This window comes from Calditrichota bacterium (assembly GCA_016867835.1).
In the GTDB taxonomy this organism is placed as follows: domain Bacteria; phylum Electryoneota; class AABM5-125-24; order Hatepunaeales; family Hatepunaeaceae; genus VGIQ01.
In genome coordinates this window covers 16,555-32,228 of record VGIQ01000020.1, presented here as the reverse complement: position 1 = coordinate 32,228, position 15,674 = coordinate 16,555, and the positions used below count along the sequence as shown (strand labels likewise).

The following is a 15,674-nucleotide window of genomic DNA, read 5'->3' as shown; positions in this document are numbered from 1 at the left end:
GCTCGATGAAATCGAAGCGCGCATCCGCGAAGCACTGGATGGCATTCCGCGCGAAACACGTCGGCGCCTCCCGGGCGGTGAGACCGACTTTGAGCGGATACTACCCGGCCCGGACCGTATGTATCCCGATACTGACTCTCCACCTCTCGAGATCGTGCGCGAACGCGTTGAAGCAATTCGGGAGCGACTTCCGGAAGATACCGGGCGCCGTCGGGCGCGGTACGAGGCAATGGGACTGCCCGAGCATTGGGTCCGGCATCTCCTGCGCTGGAATGATCGGGCTGTCGCTTTTGAAAGGGCTGTTCATGAAGGTTTGCCGCCACGGCTCGCGGGGAGCCTCGTCGTCGAGTTGCTCACTCGCAGGATGAGAATGAAGGCGGAGGTGGAACTCCTCTCGCGGGATGAACTCGAATCGCTGTTGGCATTGGTTCGGGTGCGAAAGATAGGACAACTCGGTGCGCGACTTCTGCTCGAAGAGTCAGGCCGCAGGGGATCGAACTATTGGGGTCTGCTTGCGGACCGTCTGGGGCTTATGGCGGCAACGGAGGAGGAAGTGGAAGCCGCAATCAAAATGGCGATAGGGTCTTTGTCGTCGGTCAAGTCTCAATCGCCTGAGGCGAGGACCCGATATGCTATGGGAGTGGCAATGCATCCGCTTAGGGGGCGCGCAGCCGGAAGCAGAGTCCTCGCCCGGTTGATGTCATCCTTAGGAGGCTAATGCTATGTTCATAAATTATACTGAATTGGGACTTGCAGAAAGTCCGAGGACGGGCGTCATTCGCCGGGGGGAAACCTATGCTTGAGATCGACGGCCACAGCCTCGACATTGATAGCCTTCTGTGTGCTGCAACGGGTGACGTCAAAGTCGGACTTTCCAAGGATGCCTGCGACCGGATCACCCGGTCCGCCGACTTGGTTCGACGGATGGTCGAGCGCGGGGATGTGATCTATGGTGTAACGACGGGAATCGGGGAGTTTGCGAAGGTGCGCGTTTCGCCGGTGCAGGGCGCCGAGTTGCAGCGGCGGATCATCCTCTCGCACGCGGCTGGTATTGGTGATCCGCTTCCTAAGCCGGTCGTCCGGGCAGCGATGATCCTGCGCCTCAATACTCTTGCGCGCGGGAACTCGGGGGTGCGGCTTGCGACGGCTGAGCAACTGGTTGAGATGCTGAACCGAGGCGTCACGCCGGTAGTCTATGAAAAAGGCTCCCTTGGAGTATCGGGGGACCTCGCCCCGTTGGCGCAACTTGCGGCGGTTTGCATCGGCGAGGGTGAGGCGTGGTGGGGAGAAGAACGACTGCCCGGCAGTGAGGCACTCGACCGGGCAGGCCTGAAGCCCGTCGAACTGACCTTCAAGGAGGGGCTTGGGCTCATCAACGGAAGCCAGGTCTCGACTGGGGGCGCGGCGCTGCTCTTGGTCGAGTCGCGACGCCTTTTGAAGAACGCGGTCATCGCTGCGGCTATGACCATCGACGCGCTCAAGGGTGTCGTGTCGGCTTACGATGCGCGTGTGCACAGAGCTCGCCCGCACAACGGCCAGAATGTTGTGGCACGGCATTTACGCCTGCTGATGGAGGGAAGCGCCATCATCGCCGACGGCTCGACGCGGGTGCAGGATGGCTACTCTCTGCGCTGCACCCCGCAGGTTCTGGGGCCGATCATCGACTGCTGGAGGTATGTGCGACAGGAAGTCGAAACCGAGATGAACGCTTCGACCGATAATCCCCTGTTCTTCACCGACGATGAAGTCTGTCTGGCAGGCGGCAATTTTCACAGTGAGAACATCGCGCTGGCGATGGACTTTTTGGGTATTGCACTGGCTGAGGTGTCGAATCTGGCGGAGCGCCATATCAACCGGATGATGAATCCGGTGCTTTCGGGTTTGCCTGACTTTCTGGTCGAAGGCAAAGGTCTCAACAGCGGCTTGATGGTCGCGCAATATACGGCCGCTGCATTGGCGAGTGAGAATAAGGTCCTGGCGCATCCGGCGTCGGTCGATTCGATTCCCGTTTCGGCCGATCAGGAGGACCACGTCGCAATGACTCCGATTGCCATCCGCAAGTGCGGTGAAATCATACGCAACGGCCAGTCGGTGATCGCTATCGAGATGCTTGCTGCAGCGCAGGCACTCGACTTCAGGCTGCCACTCTCGTCCGGCCGGGGGACCGCGGTTGCGCATAAGACAATTCGCCAGATCGTTTCTCATTGGGATGAAGACCGGCTGCTTTATCCTGAGATCGAAGCCGTTCGACGGCTGGTGGAAACGGGAGATGTAGTTGCCGATATTGAGACCATTTGCGGCGAGTTGTGGTTTGACATTCCGGAAGGGCTTGCGGATTAAGGTTTTTAGCGGTATTATAAAGGTTATGAAAAATGGCGCGTTCGTCTAGTGGTCAGGACGCTGGCCTCTCACGCCGGTAACAGGGGTTCGACTCCCCTACGCGCTACCAGAATCAGGGTGTTGTTCATTCCATTTGCTGCATTGCGTCTATCTTCGTCAACCCGATTTGTGACCGGTGTCAATTCCGACGATTGCAGGCGTCTCTAAGTTCTATTATCTCGATATACCCCGACCGCGAGCGGGAGGCGATGCTGAAGAGTCAACCGGGGAATCTGGCGTAAATTGTTAGGGCGGAAGGCAATGACCTTCAATTGGCAGTCGTTTCTCGACAGGCTGCAAAACCGGCATGTTGGGCCGGTGATGCGCAATCTCATTTTGATCGGCGGCGATGGGGTTGCGCTGACGCTGGCATACTTTGGATCCCATTTCCTGCGGATGTCGCTTTCGGAGTGGAATCTCAAACTGCCGGTCATACTCTCTTACTATCCGCTCTATTTGCTGGGCGGATTTCTGGTTTTTGTCTTGACCCGGATGTATCGGACACTGTGGCGCTACGCCAGTGTCGATGCCGTCTTCTATGTCGCCGGAGTCTCGATGCTTGCCGTCGGTGTTCCAGGTGTGATCCATCGCCTGATGGGGGTGAAGGGATTTGTCTGGTCGTTTCTCGTTGTCGAGTGGCTATTGCTTGCCTCAATGGTTGGAGGGGTGAGGCTATCCATTCGCTGGGTGCGCAGATTTTCACGGAATGAAAATCGCGACGATCAAAAGCGAGTGCTCATTTATGGTGCCGGTGATGCGGGCGAAATGATCGCCCGGGATATCCTGCAAAGCCCGGCTTACAACCGCAAGTTGATCGGATTTATCGACGATGCAGCATTCAAGCAGCGAAAGTCGATTCACGGTTGTCCGGTATTGGGCGGCCGCGATCAGGTGAAGTTAGTGGTAGAGAAGTTCGAGGTCGATGGAATAATCGTTGCCATGCCGAGTGTGGCCGGTGAGCAGATACGGGAACTTTTAAAAGTCCTGAGATCGACCTTGGGGCGGTCGGTGGCATTAAGCACCCTGCCGGCGCTTTCCGAAGTGATAGGCGGCAAGGTAGGACTTCAACATGTCCGGAAGTTCGATGTGCGCGACCTGCTGCGACGTTCGCCGGTCGAACTCGATGTGAAGCCGGTGCGGCAACTGATTGGCGGGCGGACGGTGCTGGTGAGCGGGGCGGGAGGATCGATCGGAAGTGAAATCTGCCGGCAGGTGAGTCAGTGCCATCCCGACAAGGTCATCCTCGTCGATCTCAGCGAGGCGAGCCTTTATACGGTTCACGAGGAATTATCCGCGACATTCCCCGAGATGCGGTTTGTCCCGGTGGTAGGCGACATTTGCCAGCGCCGGCTATTGAACATGGTATTCGAACAGCATCGGCCACGCATCGTCTTCCATGCTGCCGCTTACAAGCACGTACCGCTGATGGAGCACAATCCGTGGTCGGCAATCGTCAACAATGTCATCGGGACGAGAGTTTTGGCTGCGGTATCGGCGAACTTTGGGATCGAGCGGTTCGTGATGATCTCGACCGACAAGGCGGTGCGGCCCACCAGCGTAATGGGCGCGACCAAGCGCATTTGCGAGATTTTGGTGCAACTTCAGCCGCGTCCGGAAGGCTCGGTCTTTTGCGCGGTCCGGTTTGGCAATGTGATGGGGAGTTCAGGTTCGGTCATTCCGAAGTTTGAGTCTCAGATTCGAAACGGCGGGCCGGTAACGGTTACAGATAAAGATACGACGCGCTTCTTTATGCTCACGTCCGAGGCGGTTCAATTGGTGCTGCAAGCCGCCGCCTTCGACCGCGACAACCTGATCTATATTCTTGACATGGGACAGCCGGTCCGGATCTCCGATTTGGCGCGGGATATGATCCACCTCTACGGCTCGGAGTCTCCCCGGAAAGTGGAGATTGTCTATACCGGACTAAGGCCGGGCGAAAAGCTGCATGAGGAACTCTTCCACACCGCCGAATTCGGACGGACGCAGATCGAAAAGATCTGGATGACCAATCCCCCCCGGGTCGATCCAGATAAGTTCCTGGGGCGCCTCGACGACCTGCTTGAGAATTGTCTGAACCTTACCCGCGACCAACTCTATTCCGGAATCGCGAGTCTGGTGCCGGACTTCGATCCGTCATTCGATGAATTCTATATCCCCTCATTCGAGACTATCGAAGCTCAGGTGATGCGGGCGACCCATCGGGAAGGCAGCGGCGAGGCGCGATTGGGTTAGGTGCGGCATACTGCGCAGTCTGGGAGAGGCTCTGTCGGACGACGGAGCCTCTTCTTTCTTTTGCCGGGTTCATCATTGATAAAACTGCACCTTGACAATGTAAAATCCGCTTCCTAATTTGACTTTTGGAATCGGACGCGACTGGCGCGGCATTTGCGCGCTTGGATTCGACTATTGTATCCGACCGCCAGGCATTGCGTCAAATGACGCTGCCGGAGGTCATATCAACATCACAAGGAGCCGGGTATGGCAATCTTACAGGAGCGGCTTGCTCAACTCATCCCGGAGTTGCGCAAGGAAATCAAAACGATCGTCAAGGAACAGGGCCAGGTCAAGATCTCCGATGTTACCATCGAACAGGCTTACGGCGGAATGCGCGGCGTCAAGGGCCTCATCTGCGACACTTCGGTCGTCGAGCCCGATCAAGGGCTTATTATTCGCGGTAATCCGCTGCTTGAGATCAGGGATCTCTGGCCGGAAGACATTTTCTATCTTCTGCTGACCGGCGACAAGCCCGATGACCGGGCGCGTGCTGCGCTGCAGATGGATTTGGCGGCTCGTTCGCACGTCCCGGACTATGTCTGGGATATGATCGACGCGCTGCCGCCCGATTCGCATCCAATGGCGATGCTGAATGCTGCGATTCTGGTGATGGAGCGCGAGTCGGTCTTTCGCGCCTGGTATGACCGGGGAATGAAGAAGGACGACTACTGGATTCCGATGCTTGAGGATGCGCTGCGCATTCTCGGCGTCATCCCGGTCATCGCCGCCGGCATTTACCGGATTCGCTACGAAAAGGGCGACCCGATCGAATATGATCCGGCGCTCGACTGGGGCGCGAACTACGTTCGGATGCTCGGACTTCCCGACGACAAGGGCGACTTTGCGAAGTTGATGCGGCTCTATCTCAATTTCCACAGCGACCACGAGGGCGGTAATGTCTCGGCATTCACCTGCCACACGGTCGGGTCGGCGCTCTCGGATGCGTTCTATGCCGTCTCTGCCGGCTTGAACGGACTGGCTGGGCCGCTTCACGGGCTCGCCAATCAGGAATGCCTCGGCTGGATACTCGACACGATGGAGAAGTTCGGCGGTGTTCCGACCGAAAATCAACTCCACGACTACGCGCTCGAGACGCTTAACTCGGGCCGGGTTGTGCCGGGCTATGGGCACGCCGTGCTGCGAGTCTGCGATCCGCGGTTCACTGGATTCATCGATTTCGGCAACCAGTATCTGCCGGACGATCCGGTTTTCAAGACCGTCGCGCTCACCTTCAAGGTGATGCCGGAAATACTGCAGAAGGAGTTCCTCGGCGCTGACGGGAAGCCGAAGGTGAAGGATCCATGGCCCAATGTCGATGCCGGATCGGGCGCACTGCTCTATCACTACGGGCTGACCGAATTCCCCTACTATACGGTGCTCTTCAGCGTCTCTCGGGCGATGGGGATGCTGGCGCAACTCGTGCTCAACCGGGCAATTGGGACGGCGATCACCCGTCCAAAGTCCGTCTCGACAGCCTGGATCAAGAAGCAGGTGGGAATGTAAGGTTGAAGGTGTTCGCCTTGCCGGAACCGCCTGCACTGTCGCAGGCGGTTCGGCTTTTTGAGCGGGTGAGCGAGGGAGCGAGGGAGCGAGTCTGAAGCACTCGCTTACCCGCTCATTTCAAGACGACTATCTTTGACTCCAGCGACCGCGAGCCGCTTGTCAGGCGAAGGATATAGATGCCCGATTCAAGCGGAGTGCTGAGGCGGTCATCCCCCAGCGGCGCACGGTGCATTCCGGCGGAGAGACCCTCCATATCGCGCCTATTGAGCAGCCGTCCGGCGAGGGTGAAGAGTTCGAAAGTGACGGACCCCGGTTCGGGGAGGGTGAAATGGATCTCGGCCTGCGCGTTGAAGGGATTGGGACTGACTTCAATAGTGAAGTCCTGCGGCCGGGCATCGGCTTCCCCCGGCGCGGAATTGAGGTTGTGGATGCGGTAGAAGTTGAGGGTGCTCAAAGTCGGATTGACAGCGAGGTCACCTTCTAATGAAGGCACTCCCCAACCATCGTTCTGATTCATAGTAATCTGCTGAAGAAGTTGTGGATGAACGGGGTCTGAAACATCGAGAAGTGCAATATATGGACCATCATCACCGCCCCATCGACCCACACTGGCTATGGCAATGCCATTGCGCATTGTCGCCGCAAAATGGTCATACTCCCCCGGATAGCGGCTTAGCAGCCGGGGATTGGTCGGATTGGAAATGTCATAGAAAGAGTCTCCCAGCAACATCACACTTCCATCTATTGCGATTGAACCAGATGAAAGGGAACCGTCAGCAGGAAGGCGTCCAACCCGCTCGGGGCGCGTCGGCTCGGCAATTGAGATGATCGTGCCTTGAACGGGCTCGTTCAACCAAACATAACTACTGGAAAAATAGATATAATCGTCCTTAATGGCAGGGGCGTAACCAACCACATCCTCTATGACACCGATGACTTCCGGCTCATTAGGATTTTCCAGCGACACGATCCAAATCTGACCGTTCAGTTGCTCTGCCCATTCCCCTTCCAACCAGCAGGCGGATACGACGACACCATTTCGCCAGTTGCGCACCTGATAGTATCTGCCGATAGGGTCCACGGGAATGCGCTCGTCGGGAAGAAACAGCCGGCTTTGCAGTGCGAAGGTGTCGCCTTCGATGGCGTAGAAGTGCAGTTCAGACCCACTGCACGCCGAAAATAGGACTCTGCGTTGAACGATATGCTTCGCTCCAATCATGACCCTGGAGTCGAAGTGCAGTGCGTCGATGTCGATCGGCTCCGCAAGGTCGGAAATGTCAAACAGACGGAGTGTGCTATCATTGTATGCCGTCAATAGTCTATCATTGTCGATAACAACCGGATTTCCTATCAAGAGCATCGCTGGAGAACGAAAAGCGCTGGAAAAGCGAACGTTCTCGAGATCGGAAATGTCGAAAAATGTCATCCCATCAAAATGCACAGTAAAGAGATGCGCGCCCGATGCTGCAAAGTCATTGCCAAACCAAATGTTATTCAACAGGATGGTCGGTTCGTTTCGGCTCAGATCCTCCAAGGTATAGAGAACTCGTCGTGAACTTCTATCAACATACTCATTGGTATAAATATAATCTCCAAATTGTCTTAGTGTATATAGTTCTTCCAGGCGGACGTCCCAAGCCCTCGCGGGCGAAGTTGGATCGGAGATATCAAGACAGTTGATAGTCGCGGGCGCGTTGCCTGTAGGGTAGATAAAGAAGTTTCCGATTAGGGCGTGATCCTGTCCCCAGTGGTTCCATTGGCTTCTATCCACGAATTCCGACAGTCGCTCGGGGTGGTCGGGATTCGTCAGGCTGAAGAAGGTGAAGGTGATGAAACTGTATCTGATACCTATAAGGAGTGTGTCGTGAAGGATCAGTCTATTGGCCCAAACGGCCACGGTATCAACCGGCATCGGATTCTCCGGGCCTGATCGATCGTAGGTGTGGAGACTTCCTCTTGCAGACAATGCGTAGTAATGCTGGTCCCGAAAGAGTATAAACTTGCATATTTCGGGCAGGGGAAGATCGCCCAGCCTTATCGGCTGCAGCGGGTCGGAAATATCCCATCGGGCGAAAGGCGAATCGGGAATGTAAAGCGTGTCCCGGTCGAACTGCGGAGCGAAATTGCCATAGTAGGGTATCCAATCGAGCGCCTCGGCATAGACGCGCCGGATGTCTTGGGGATTGCGGATGTCGAAGACTTGCAAGCCGTAGCCGCCGAGGGTGTAGGCATATCCGTCGCGGACCGCGATGCGTTCGAGGCTGCCGCCGACAAGGTATTCACCGACCTTCTCCATGCGAGGCGGCTGGGCATTGAGGTGGGTCGCCAATAGGAGGGCGAACGCGCAAGAAAGAATCCTGACCAACATGATCGTTCTCCAAAGTGAGTGGGTTCGTTGCCAATTCAGTCGTTCGTTGAGTTCAATATAATCCACGCAAATTCGGATTGCAAACGCTATGCATCGCCCCCCTATGGTCCCCCCGCCGAGCGGGAGGACGGGGCACGTAGGGGCGACCGGACGGGGCAAACCGAAGACGCAGCCAATCGGCTGAAAGGCGATTCTGCCCTTTCCTTTCGAACACGAAGCCGCCTGCCAGTCTCATCATCGATGCTCGCTCACTTCAGCACCACGACCTTGCGCGACTGCGACCGCCTCCCGTCCTCCAATCTCAGCCCGTAAACCCCGCTCGGCAGGTTGGCGGCATCGAGTGCGATGCGGTGCCGTCCCGCCTCGAGCGGCCCGGATTCGATAAGACTCACGACCCGCCCGGAAAGGTCGAACAGGAGGATGCGGGAGGCGGCTCGCTCGGGCAGGTCGAAGGTTACCGTCGCCCGGCTGTTGAACGGGTTCGGATAGACCGGGTGAAGGGCGAACGTGAGGGGGAGCGCATCGCCCTCCGGAGCCGCGTTCGGCTCGACGCGCAAGGCGAACGGCAACTCGGTCTCGAAGGGGATGGCGTTGTGGCGAAAGATGACCGCGCCCTCGAAAAGCCCTCGCTGCAGGTCGCGGGCCGAGAGGGTGAGGGTCGAGTTTATCCTCTCCCCAGCGAGAATCGTCCCGGCATTTGGCTCAAGAGTCACCCATCTGAAGTCCGTCCCCAAGTGCAGCCCAACAAGATGGTCACCGTCCTGATTGGCGTGGCGGATGTCGATCGTCCAGCCGGCGAGACTGGGAAAGGGGTATATTCCAGGGGTTATATGCAGCCCCTGCATTGTCCCAAGTCGCGGATCGGGGCCAAAAATACGAATCGTATCGCCGGTTTCGGAATGAAACTTATAGAGGCAGCCGGGTTGGTGCGTAAGCGCATAGAGACAGTAGCCGTCAGGATCGTCGTTGATGTATTCCAAGCCATAGATGCGTAGTCCCAGGCGGTTGACTGATCTCTGCTGCACACCTGCGCGATTGTAACAAAAGATGTTGCTGGCAACAGCGCACACCCAAATCTCGTCGCGGTCGGAATCGTAAGCCACGGCTTGCGCCGGATTCGGTGTCACATCGAACTCTACGAATACTCCCGCGCCATTCAGATCGAAGCCAAAGACGCGGTTCAATTGTGCTCCCCACAACAGTCTGCCGCCATAAGCGAGGTCAGTCATACCCAATTGTGATTGGCTCTCCGGCTGGTTCATAACTTCGAGAAAGTCGCCTTGACGGTTCAGAATATAGATGAGTTTCCGGGGAGGATTGACAGCTTCAAGTGCACCGACACAATAAAAGAGGCTGTCGATCAGTGCCACGCCTCTGAAACGATCGCTTCTGAAATTCTCTGACAAATTTAGACGCAACACCTCGTCCCCCAGCCGATTCCCAATAACACCCCGCTCGACGATCGTTGAGGTCCAATTCGACTGTGCGGTTCCGCCATTTTGGACGGCGAGCGCAATCTCTGCAGAATCGCCCGGCTCTAGGGTCAAGTCGATGGCTCGCCGGTCGATGGTGAACTCAGCATGGCGCAGGGAGAGATTCCAACTCAACTCCTCGCCAATCGGAACGAATAGTGAATCTGAAAAATAGTCAACATAGCCGGTGGCGATTACAGAAAGCACTCCACGTCGAGGAAGGGCATTAAGGATGCGAAACCAACCGTCGAAGCCGGAGGTGGTAGGAATCTGATCCCCGAATCTAACCCGTGCGCCCGCTACTGGCGCGCCGTCCAAGAGCCGGGTGACCTGGCCAATTATCTCACCGCCGCGCTGATAGAAGGGCAGTGCGCCAATGTCGCGGCGGCTGCCGTCAGTATCCCAGCCCGATGCCGGGTCGCCCGCGTCGATGCCGGGGGAACGGGTGCCGTCAAGGGTTGGGTAGTTCGCCCAAGCAAGCCGGTAGTCGCCTTCGTCGGGATCGGCGAAAATCGGCGCGACATCGAAGTTGCCGGGGCCCCAGGTGAGGTTGTTGGATGTTATGGCATTTCTTCCTCCCTCGATGTTGCAGTAACTGATGTCGCCGCGAGATATAGCCATTGGCCTTACTCCTCCCTGGGCGACATTTCGTAAAATCATTGTGTTGCGCACAACAGTAGGTTGATTTTGGTAGCTAAGATCGGCCAGTGTCCCCGGACCGAGATCATTATCGAAAATCGTGCAACCCTCAATCCTCGACCTTTGCCAAATTTGGATAAGGGGATACCGGGAGGTGCTTATGTTGCCTGCTATCACACACTTGTCAAATTCAAGTATAATATTGGCATCATTAGAATAGCCAAAAGCATTTACTACCGCACCAGAGGAACTTTGATTTCCCATAAATATAGAATTCGACACCTTGCCATTCGCCTCTCGAACAAAACGGAGGGCGGCGCCATACATAGCCTTGTTCCTAATAAACAGACAGTTATCAATGTGAATTGGGACGCTGCTGGCGCTATCGAAGATTGCTCCCCCTTAATAGGCGGTATCGGCCTCAAACTTGCACCCGACAAAGGCGGCATAAGCATTGCGCACGGTGTCGGAATAGATGAGATAGGCGCCTCCGCCTTGAGTAGAGCGATTTCCATTACTGATTGCTTGATTTGCGGTGAAATTCACCCCCTCAAACCAGCCCGACGGCGGCCGGCTGCGCGTGCCGTGCAGCGCCAACCCGCCTCCCTTATTGGATTGGTTTCTCCGGAGATCGGACGTTTCGATACGGATCTCCGCACCGTCGTCCACAGCGACCGCTCCGCCGAACTCTGCAGCTTGACAACTGTCGATGATGCAGTCCCGGATGATTGGCATCGAGACTCGAGTGGCATAGATGCCTCCTCCGCAAACACTGGCCAGGCAGCGAGTGATTCGCACCCGCCGGATTACCGGACTCGAACCCGCGATGAAAATACCGGCTCCGGCGACGGCTCGGCCATCTCGGATTGTCAGGCCGATCAATTGCGCAGCCGACGATTCGCCCGTCCGGATACTGACGACACTGCGGTTGTTGCCGATGTTGCCGCTGATCATAGTGCGGTTGATCAGCCCCTCATCACCGGTCGTCAGGTACTGCCCGGCGACGGTGATGTTGCGGCCCAGGAAGTCGATCGTTTCGCGGTAGGTGCCGGGGGCGATCAGGACGGTATCGCCGTTAGCCGACGAGTCGATGGCGGTCTGGATGCGCTGGAAGTCGTCCGGCACGTTGAGGATGCGGGCCTCAAGCGGGAGGGCAATACCGAGCGCAGTCGTCAGCAGGGCCGTAAGACGAAACGTTCTGAGGTTTACTGCCATATCATACCAGTTTGCATTTGATCAGACACCTATTCAGTGGGACAGACATTCTTGTCTGTCCGTGCTTCTGACGGTAGTGTGCGATTCACGAGTAGGACAGACAGGAATGTCTGTCCTACTGGAGGCGGATTGAATCACTGCACTTTATCCTCTCGGGTGGGAATAAATCACTTCAGCACTACGACTTTGCGCGACTGCGACCGCCTCTCGTCCTCCAATCTCAGCCCGTAAACCCCGCTCGGCAGGTTGGCTGTATCGAGCGCAATACGGTGCCGTCCCGCCTCGAGCGGCCCGGATTCGATAAGACTCACGACTCGCCCGGAAAGGTCGAACAGGAGGATGCGGGAGGCGGCTTGCTCGGGCAGGTCGAAGGTTACCGTCGCCCGGCCATTAAACGGGTTCGGATAGACCGGGTGAAGGGCGAACTCGAGGGGGAGCGCATCGTCCGGCGGAGCCGCGTTCGGCTCGACGCGCAAGGCGAATGGCAACTCGGTCTCGAAGGGGATGGCGTTGTGGCGGAAGATGACCGCGCCCTCGAACAGCCCGCGCTGAAGATCGCGGGCGGAGAGGGTGAGGCGTAGGGTCTCGCGTCCGCCGGCGGGCGTCGTGCCGAGCAGAGGCTCGAGGCGAATCCAGTCGAGCGAGGCTCCCAAACTCAAGCCGACAAGCGCGTCGCCGCCCAGGTTGACCGGTATATTGTCGATCGTCCAGCCAACCAGGCTCGGGAAGGGGTCGAAGCCGGGGGTGATATGCAGCCCCAACATATTGCCCAACAGTGGGTCAGGCCCGTAAACCCTGATCGTATCGCCGGTTTCGGGATGGAACTTGTAGAGACTACCGGCGTTTTCCGGGTACGCTGGATGGTGGATTAGCGCATAGAAGCAGTAGCCGTCAGGGTCGTCGGGGACATATTCCAAACCATAGATGCGCAAGCTGCGATTTAAGACTGTGTCCTGGATAACCCCGGCGCGGCTATATGCGAACAGCCGGCTTGTGCTGGTGCTGCCGCACACCCAGATTAGATCACGCATCGAGTCGTATGCCAGCGCACCCACTGGAACGACTATCGTCTCAAACTCCGCAAATATCCCGGCACCGCGCAAATCAAGCCCGAAGACTCGCCGGCCATTTGCCCCCCAGAGGAGATTGGAACCATATGCAATGTCGGTCATTCCGTATCGGCTTTCTCCTTCCGGTTGATCGAGGGAGTCGAGCAACTCGCCTTCAGGACTGAAGATGTGGATGACCTTGCGGGGTGGATCGAAGTTGCGGTCGGCACCGGCGCAGTAGAAGCGCCCGTCGATAAGCGCCACGCCCTGATAGCGGTCGATGCCGGTTCGTTCAAAGAGCGGCAGGCGAAGGACTTCACTACCGATCTCCCGCCCCATCATCCCCCGCCCCTGGGCTTCAGCCGTCCAACTCAACGTCCCGGTGCCGCGGTTGGTGAGCGTGAACTCGACGGTTGTTGAATCGCCCGGCTCGGTGATCGTTGCGATCTGCTGCCGGTCAAGGGTCATCTCGGGGTGACGCAAGGCGACGTTCCACTCGAGTTCGCCTCCGATATCGACGAAGATCGCTCCCGAGATGGAGTCATTGAAGCCTGATGCGGTAACGACCAACGAAGCCACCCGGGGCAGGATATTGAGGAACCGGTAGTTGCCTTGAGCGTCAGTTACCAGTCCCGGCTGGTCGTCGAACCGGACGCTTGCTCCGGCGACCGGCGAACCGTCCGCGAGCCGCGTGATATGCCCGAAGAGAAGCCCGCCACGCTGAAAATAGGGGAGAGCGCCGATGTCGTTCAAACTTCCGTCGGGGTCCCAGCCGGTCGCGGGGTCGCCGCCGTCGATGCCGGGCGAGCGGGAGTCGTCGTTCTCGGGGTAATTAGCCCAACTTAGGCGATAGTCGCCGCGTTCGGGATCGGCAAAGATCGGCGGCTCGTTGAGGTTCCCCTCGCCCCAGATGACGCGCTCCCCCGTGACCGATTCCTCACCACCCTCGATGAGGGAGTAGGCGACGTCGATGGTGTCGGTCGCGCCCGATATGGGCAGATCGCGGGATTCATTGCCCCAGAAAATCACGTTGCGCAGGACGCTCTTGCGACGGGCGCGGAGGAGGATCACCCCGTTGGAGTCGGCGTGGTTGGCGGCAATGGTGCAGTTGGTCATCAGGAGCGGGCGGCCGATGTAGATCGCTGCAGCGATGTTGGTCGATCGATTCCCGACGATTAGAGAGTGCTCCAGCGCCACGGGAAACGATGAGTTTGAATACCCATAGATGGCGCCGCCTTGCGGGGAGGCGTTCTCGCGAAAAATGCTCCGGCGTATGATCAACGAGGCAAGGGATTCGAGGTCCGAGATGCATATTGCGCCGCCGACGTTAGAGGCTTCGTTCCCGGCGACTTCACAATCGTTCAGGACGACCGTCAGGCGTGACTGGGTTAAATAGAGTCCCCCTCCACGTTGCGCCGAGTTTCCGGCAATGCGGCAGTCTTCAAAATGGACAGAGTCGCGGAATTGGTAACTCGTCAGATAGACGCCCCCGCCGGAGACACTTGCCGTGTTATTCTCAATGGTAGCACGCAGAATGCGGGCGCTGCCGGGATGGATGCCGTTGTAGTTGAAGAACGCCAGACCTCCGCCGAATTGGGCGGTGTTGCCGCGCAACTGGCAGTCTTCCAGATAGACAAACGAGGTGTCGAAGAAGCAGACGCCGCCGCCGGAGGTGGTTGCCTGGCAGTCGGTCACCCAGAGGTCGGAGGCGATGCAGTTGCTGTTGCGGGTGACATAGAGGCCGCCGCCGCTTCGACTGGCGCGGCAGTCGGTGATGCGAACGCTACGGATCGCCAGTTCCGACCATTCGGCGACGTAGATGCCGCCGCCGTAGTCGGTCCGGGCGCCGCGGAGGGTGAGCCCGACCAGTTGGGTGCCCTGTGATTCGCCCGACCGGACGACGACGAGGCTGCGATTGCTGTTAGCCGGTCTTTGGATGATCGTTTCCAGGATGTCGCGGTCATCGGCGGTGAGGAGGTGCCGGCTGGCGACGGTGATGTTGCGGCCGCTATAGTTGATCGTCTCGATATAGATGCCCGGGGCGATCAGGACGGTGTCGCCGTGGGCCGATGAGTCGATCGCGGTCTGAATGCGGTCGAAGTCGTCCGGCACGTTGAGGATGCGGGCCTTAAGCGGGAGGGCAGTCAGCAGCACAAGAAGAACGGGGGGGAGCAACAGACGAGCGTTCATAAGTCATTCCTTGACAAGCACTAATATATGAAAGTGCGAAAGTGCGAAGAGGAGCCGGCGGCTCTGAAAGGCCGGAACGTTCCGCGTCTATGCACCATCAACGACATAGTTCAGGTCCTACACCACATTCAAGTTAACTCATCCTACACTTCAATCCAATACCAAGGTCTCAAGAACTTCGTACTCTTTCTCCCACCGAACATTCATCCCGGTATCAAGTTGGAAAGTTGGCATTGCAAGGTGTCGTTCCCGCGCAGGCGGGAACTGGTCACGCCAATCTTGACTGGAGGCCGGCCTTCGCGAGCAAGACGATCTGAACTTATTGCGCTTGTCTTATCAAGCAGATACAATTGCTTGGTGCAGATTGTTTTTGAATTCTCCCCCCCGCTTCGCGGGAGGACTATAGGGGGGTAGAAGTGCAACCCCATATTACCCCCCCTTTTTATTCCCCCCCGCGAAGCGGGGGGGAGAAGACAAGAACTAACTGCACCATGTAGTATTAATCAGTGCAGAAAAGAGTTGACTTGGAGGGCGGACAATCTTGTCCGCCCTTGCCTAATAGGAACTCTTCATCAGGGCGGACAG

General features: G+C 57.6%; 8 protein-coding genes and 1 tRNA gene. 5 read left to right on the top strand and 4 right to left on the bottom strand.

Features of this window, described 5'->3' with window-relative positions:
* The 5 genes from FJY67_03735 to FJY67_03715 all read left to right on the top strand — a co-directional run.
* On the top strand, nt 1-718 hold a 718-nt coding region (locus tag FJY67_03735; GenBank protein MBM3328570.1), incomplete at its 5' end, for a hypothetical protein.
* Between the two features lie 77 nt (nt 719-795).
* Nucleotides 796-2,340, top strand: coding sequence for a histidine ammonia-lyase (hutH, locus tag FJY67_03730; GenBank protein ID MBM3328569.1), 1,545 nt, complete (start codon nt 796-798; stop codon nt 2,338-2,340).
* A gap of 34 nt (nt 2,341-2,374) precedes the next feature.
* Nucleotides 2,375-2,449, top strand: a tRNA-Glu gene (locus FJY67_03725).
* Between the two features lie 191 nt (nt 2,450-2,640).
* A complete protein-coding gene (locus FJY67_03720; GenBank protein MBM3328568.1) occupies nt 2,641-4,611 on the top strand; it encodes a polysaccharide biosynthesis protein in 1,971 nt (656 codons plus the stop codon).
* 246 nt (nt 4,612-4,857) lie between these two features.
* Nucleotides 4,858-6,156 (top strand): citrate (Si)-synthase, encoded by a 1,299-nt coding sequence (locus tag FJY67_03715; GenBank protein ID MBM3328567.1) that lies wholly within the window; start codon nt 4,858-4,860, stop codon nt 6,154-6,156.
* 112 nt (nt 6,157-6,268) lie between these two features.
* On the opposite strand, the gene FJY67_03710 is transcribed toward FJY67_03715, so the two are convergent.
* From FJY67_03710 to FJY67_03695, 4 genes are all read right to left on the bottom strand, one after another.
* Complete coding sequence (locus FJY67_03710) at nt 6,269-8,524, bottom strand: T9SS type A sorting domain-containing protein (protein ID MBM3328566.1); 2,256 nt, start codon at nt 8,522-8,524, stop codon at nt 6,269-6,271.
* Nucleotides 8,525-8,772: 248 nt separating this feature from the next.
* On the bottom strand, nt 8,773-10,962 hold the full coding sequence (locus tag FJY67_03705; GenBank protein MBM3328565.1) for a T9SS type A sorting domain-containing protein: 2,190 nt from the start codon (nt 10,960-10,962) through the stop codon (nt 8,773-8,775).
* A gap of 75 nt (nt 10,963-11,037) precedes the next feature.
* Complete coding sequence (locus FJY67_03700) at nt 11,038-11,850, bottom strand: DUF1565 domain-containing protein (GenBank protein MBM3328564.1); 813 nt, start codon at nt 11,848-11,850, stop codon at nt 11,038-11,040.
* Nucleotides 11,851-12,017: 167 nt separating this feature from the next.
* Nucleotides 12,018-15,089 (bottom strand): T9SS type A sorting domain-containing protein, encoded by a 3,072-nt coding sequence (locus tag FJY67_03695; GenBank protein MBM3328563.1) that lies wholly within the window; start codon nt 15,087-15,089, stop codon nt 12,018-12,020.
* Nucleotides 15,090-15,674 lie beyond the last annotated feature (585 nt).

Bases quoted from the DNA above. Each gene is read 5' to 3' on its own strand.
- FJY67_03700 (MBM3328564.1), bottom strand. From the start codon at position 11,850: ATGGCAGTAAACCTCAGAACGTTTCGTCTTACGGCCCTGCTGACGACT.
- FJY67_03705 (MBM3328565.1), bottom strand. From the start codon at position 10,962: ATGTATGGCGCCGCCCTCCGTTTTGTTCGAGAGGCGAATGGCAAGGTG.
- FJY67_03720 (MBM3328568.1), top strand. From the start codon at position 2,641: ATGACCTTCAATTGGCAGTCGTTTCTCGACAGGCTGCAAAACCGGCAT.
- FJY67_03715 (MBM3328567.1), top strand. From the start codon at position 4,858: ATGGCAATCTTACAGGAGCGGCTTGCTCAACTCATCCCGGAGTTGCGC.
- FJY67_03695 (MBM3328563.1), bottom strand. From the start codon at position 15,089: ATGAACGCTCGTCTGTTGCTCCCCCCCGTTCTTCTTGTGCTGCTGACT.
- hutH (MBM3328569.1), top strand. From the start codon at position 796: ATGCTTGAGATCGACGGCCACAGCCTCGACATTGATAGCCTTCTGTGT.
- FJY67_03710 (MBM3328566.1), bottom strand. From the start codon at position 8,524: ATGTTGGTCAGGATTCTTTCTTGCGCGTTCGCCCTCCTATTGGCGACC.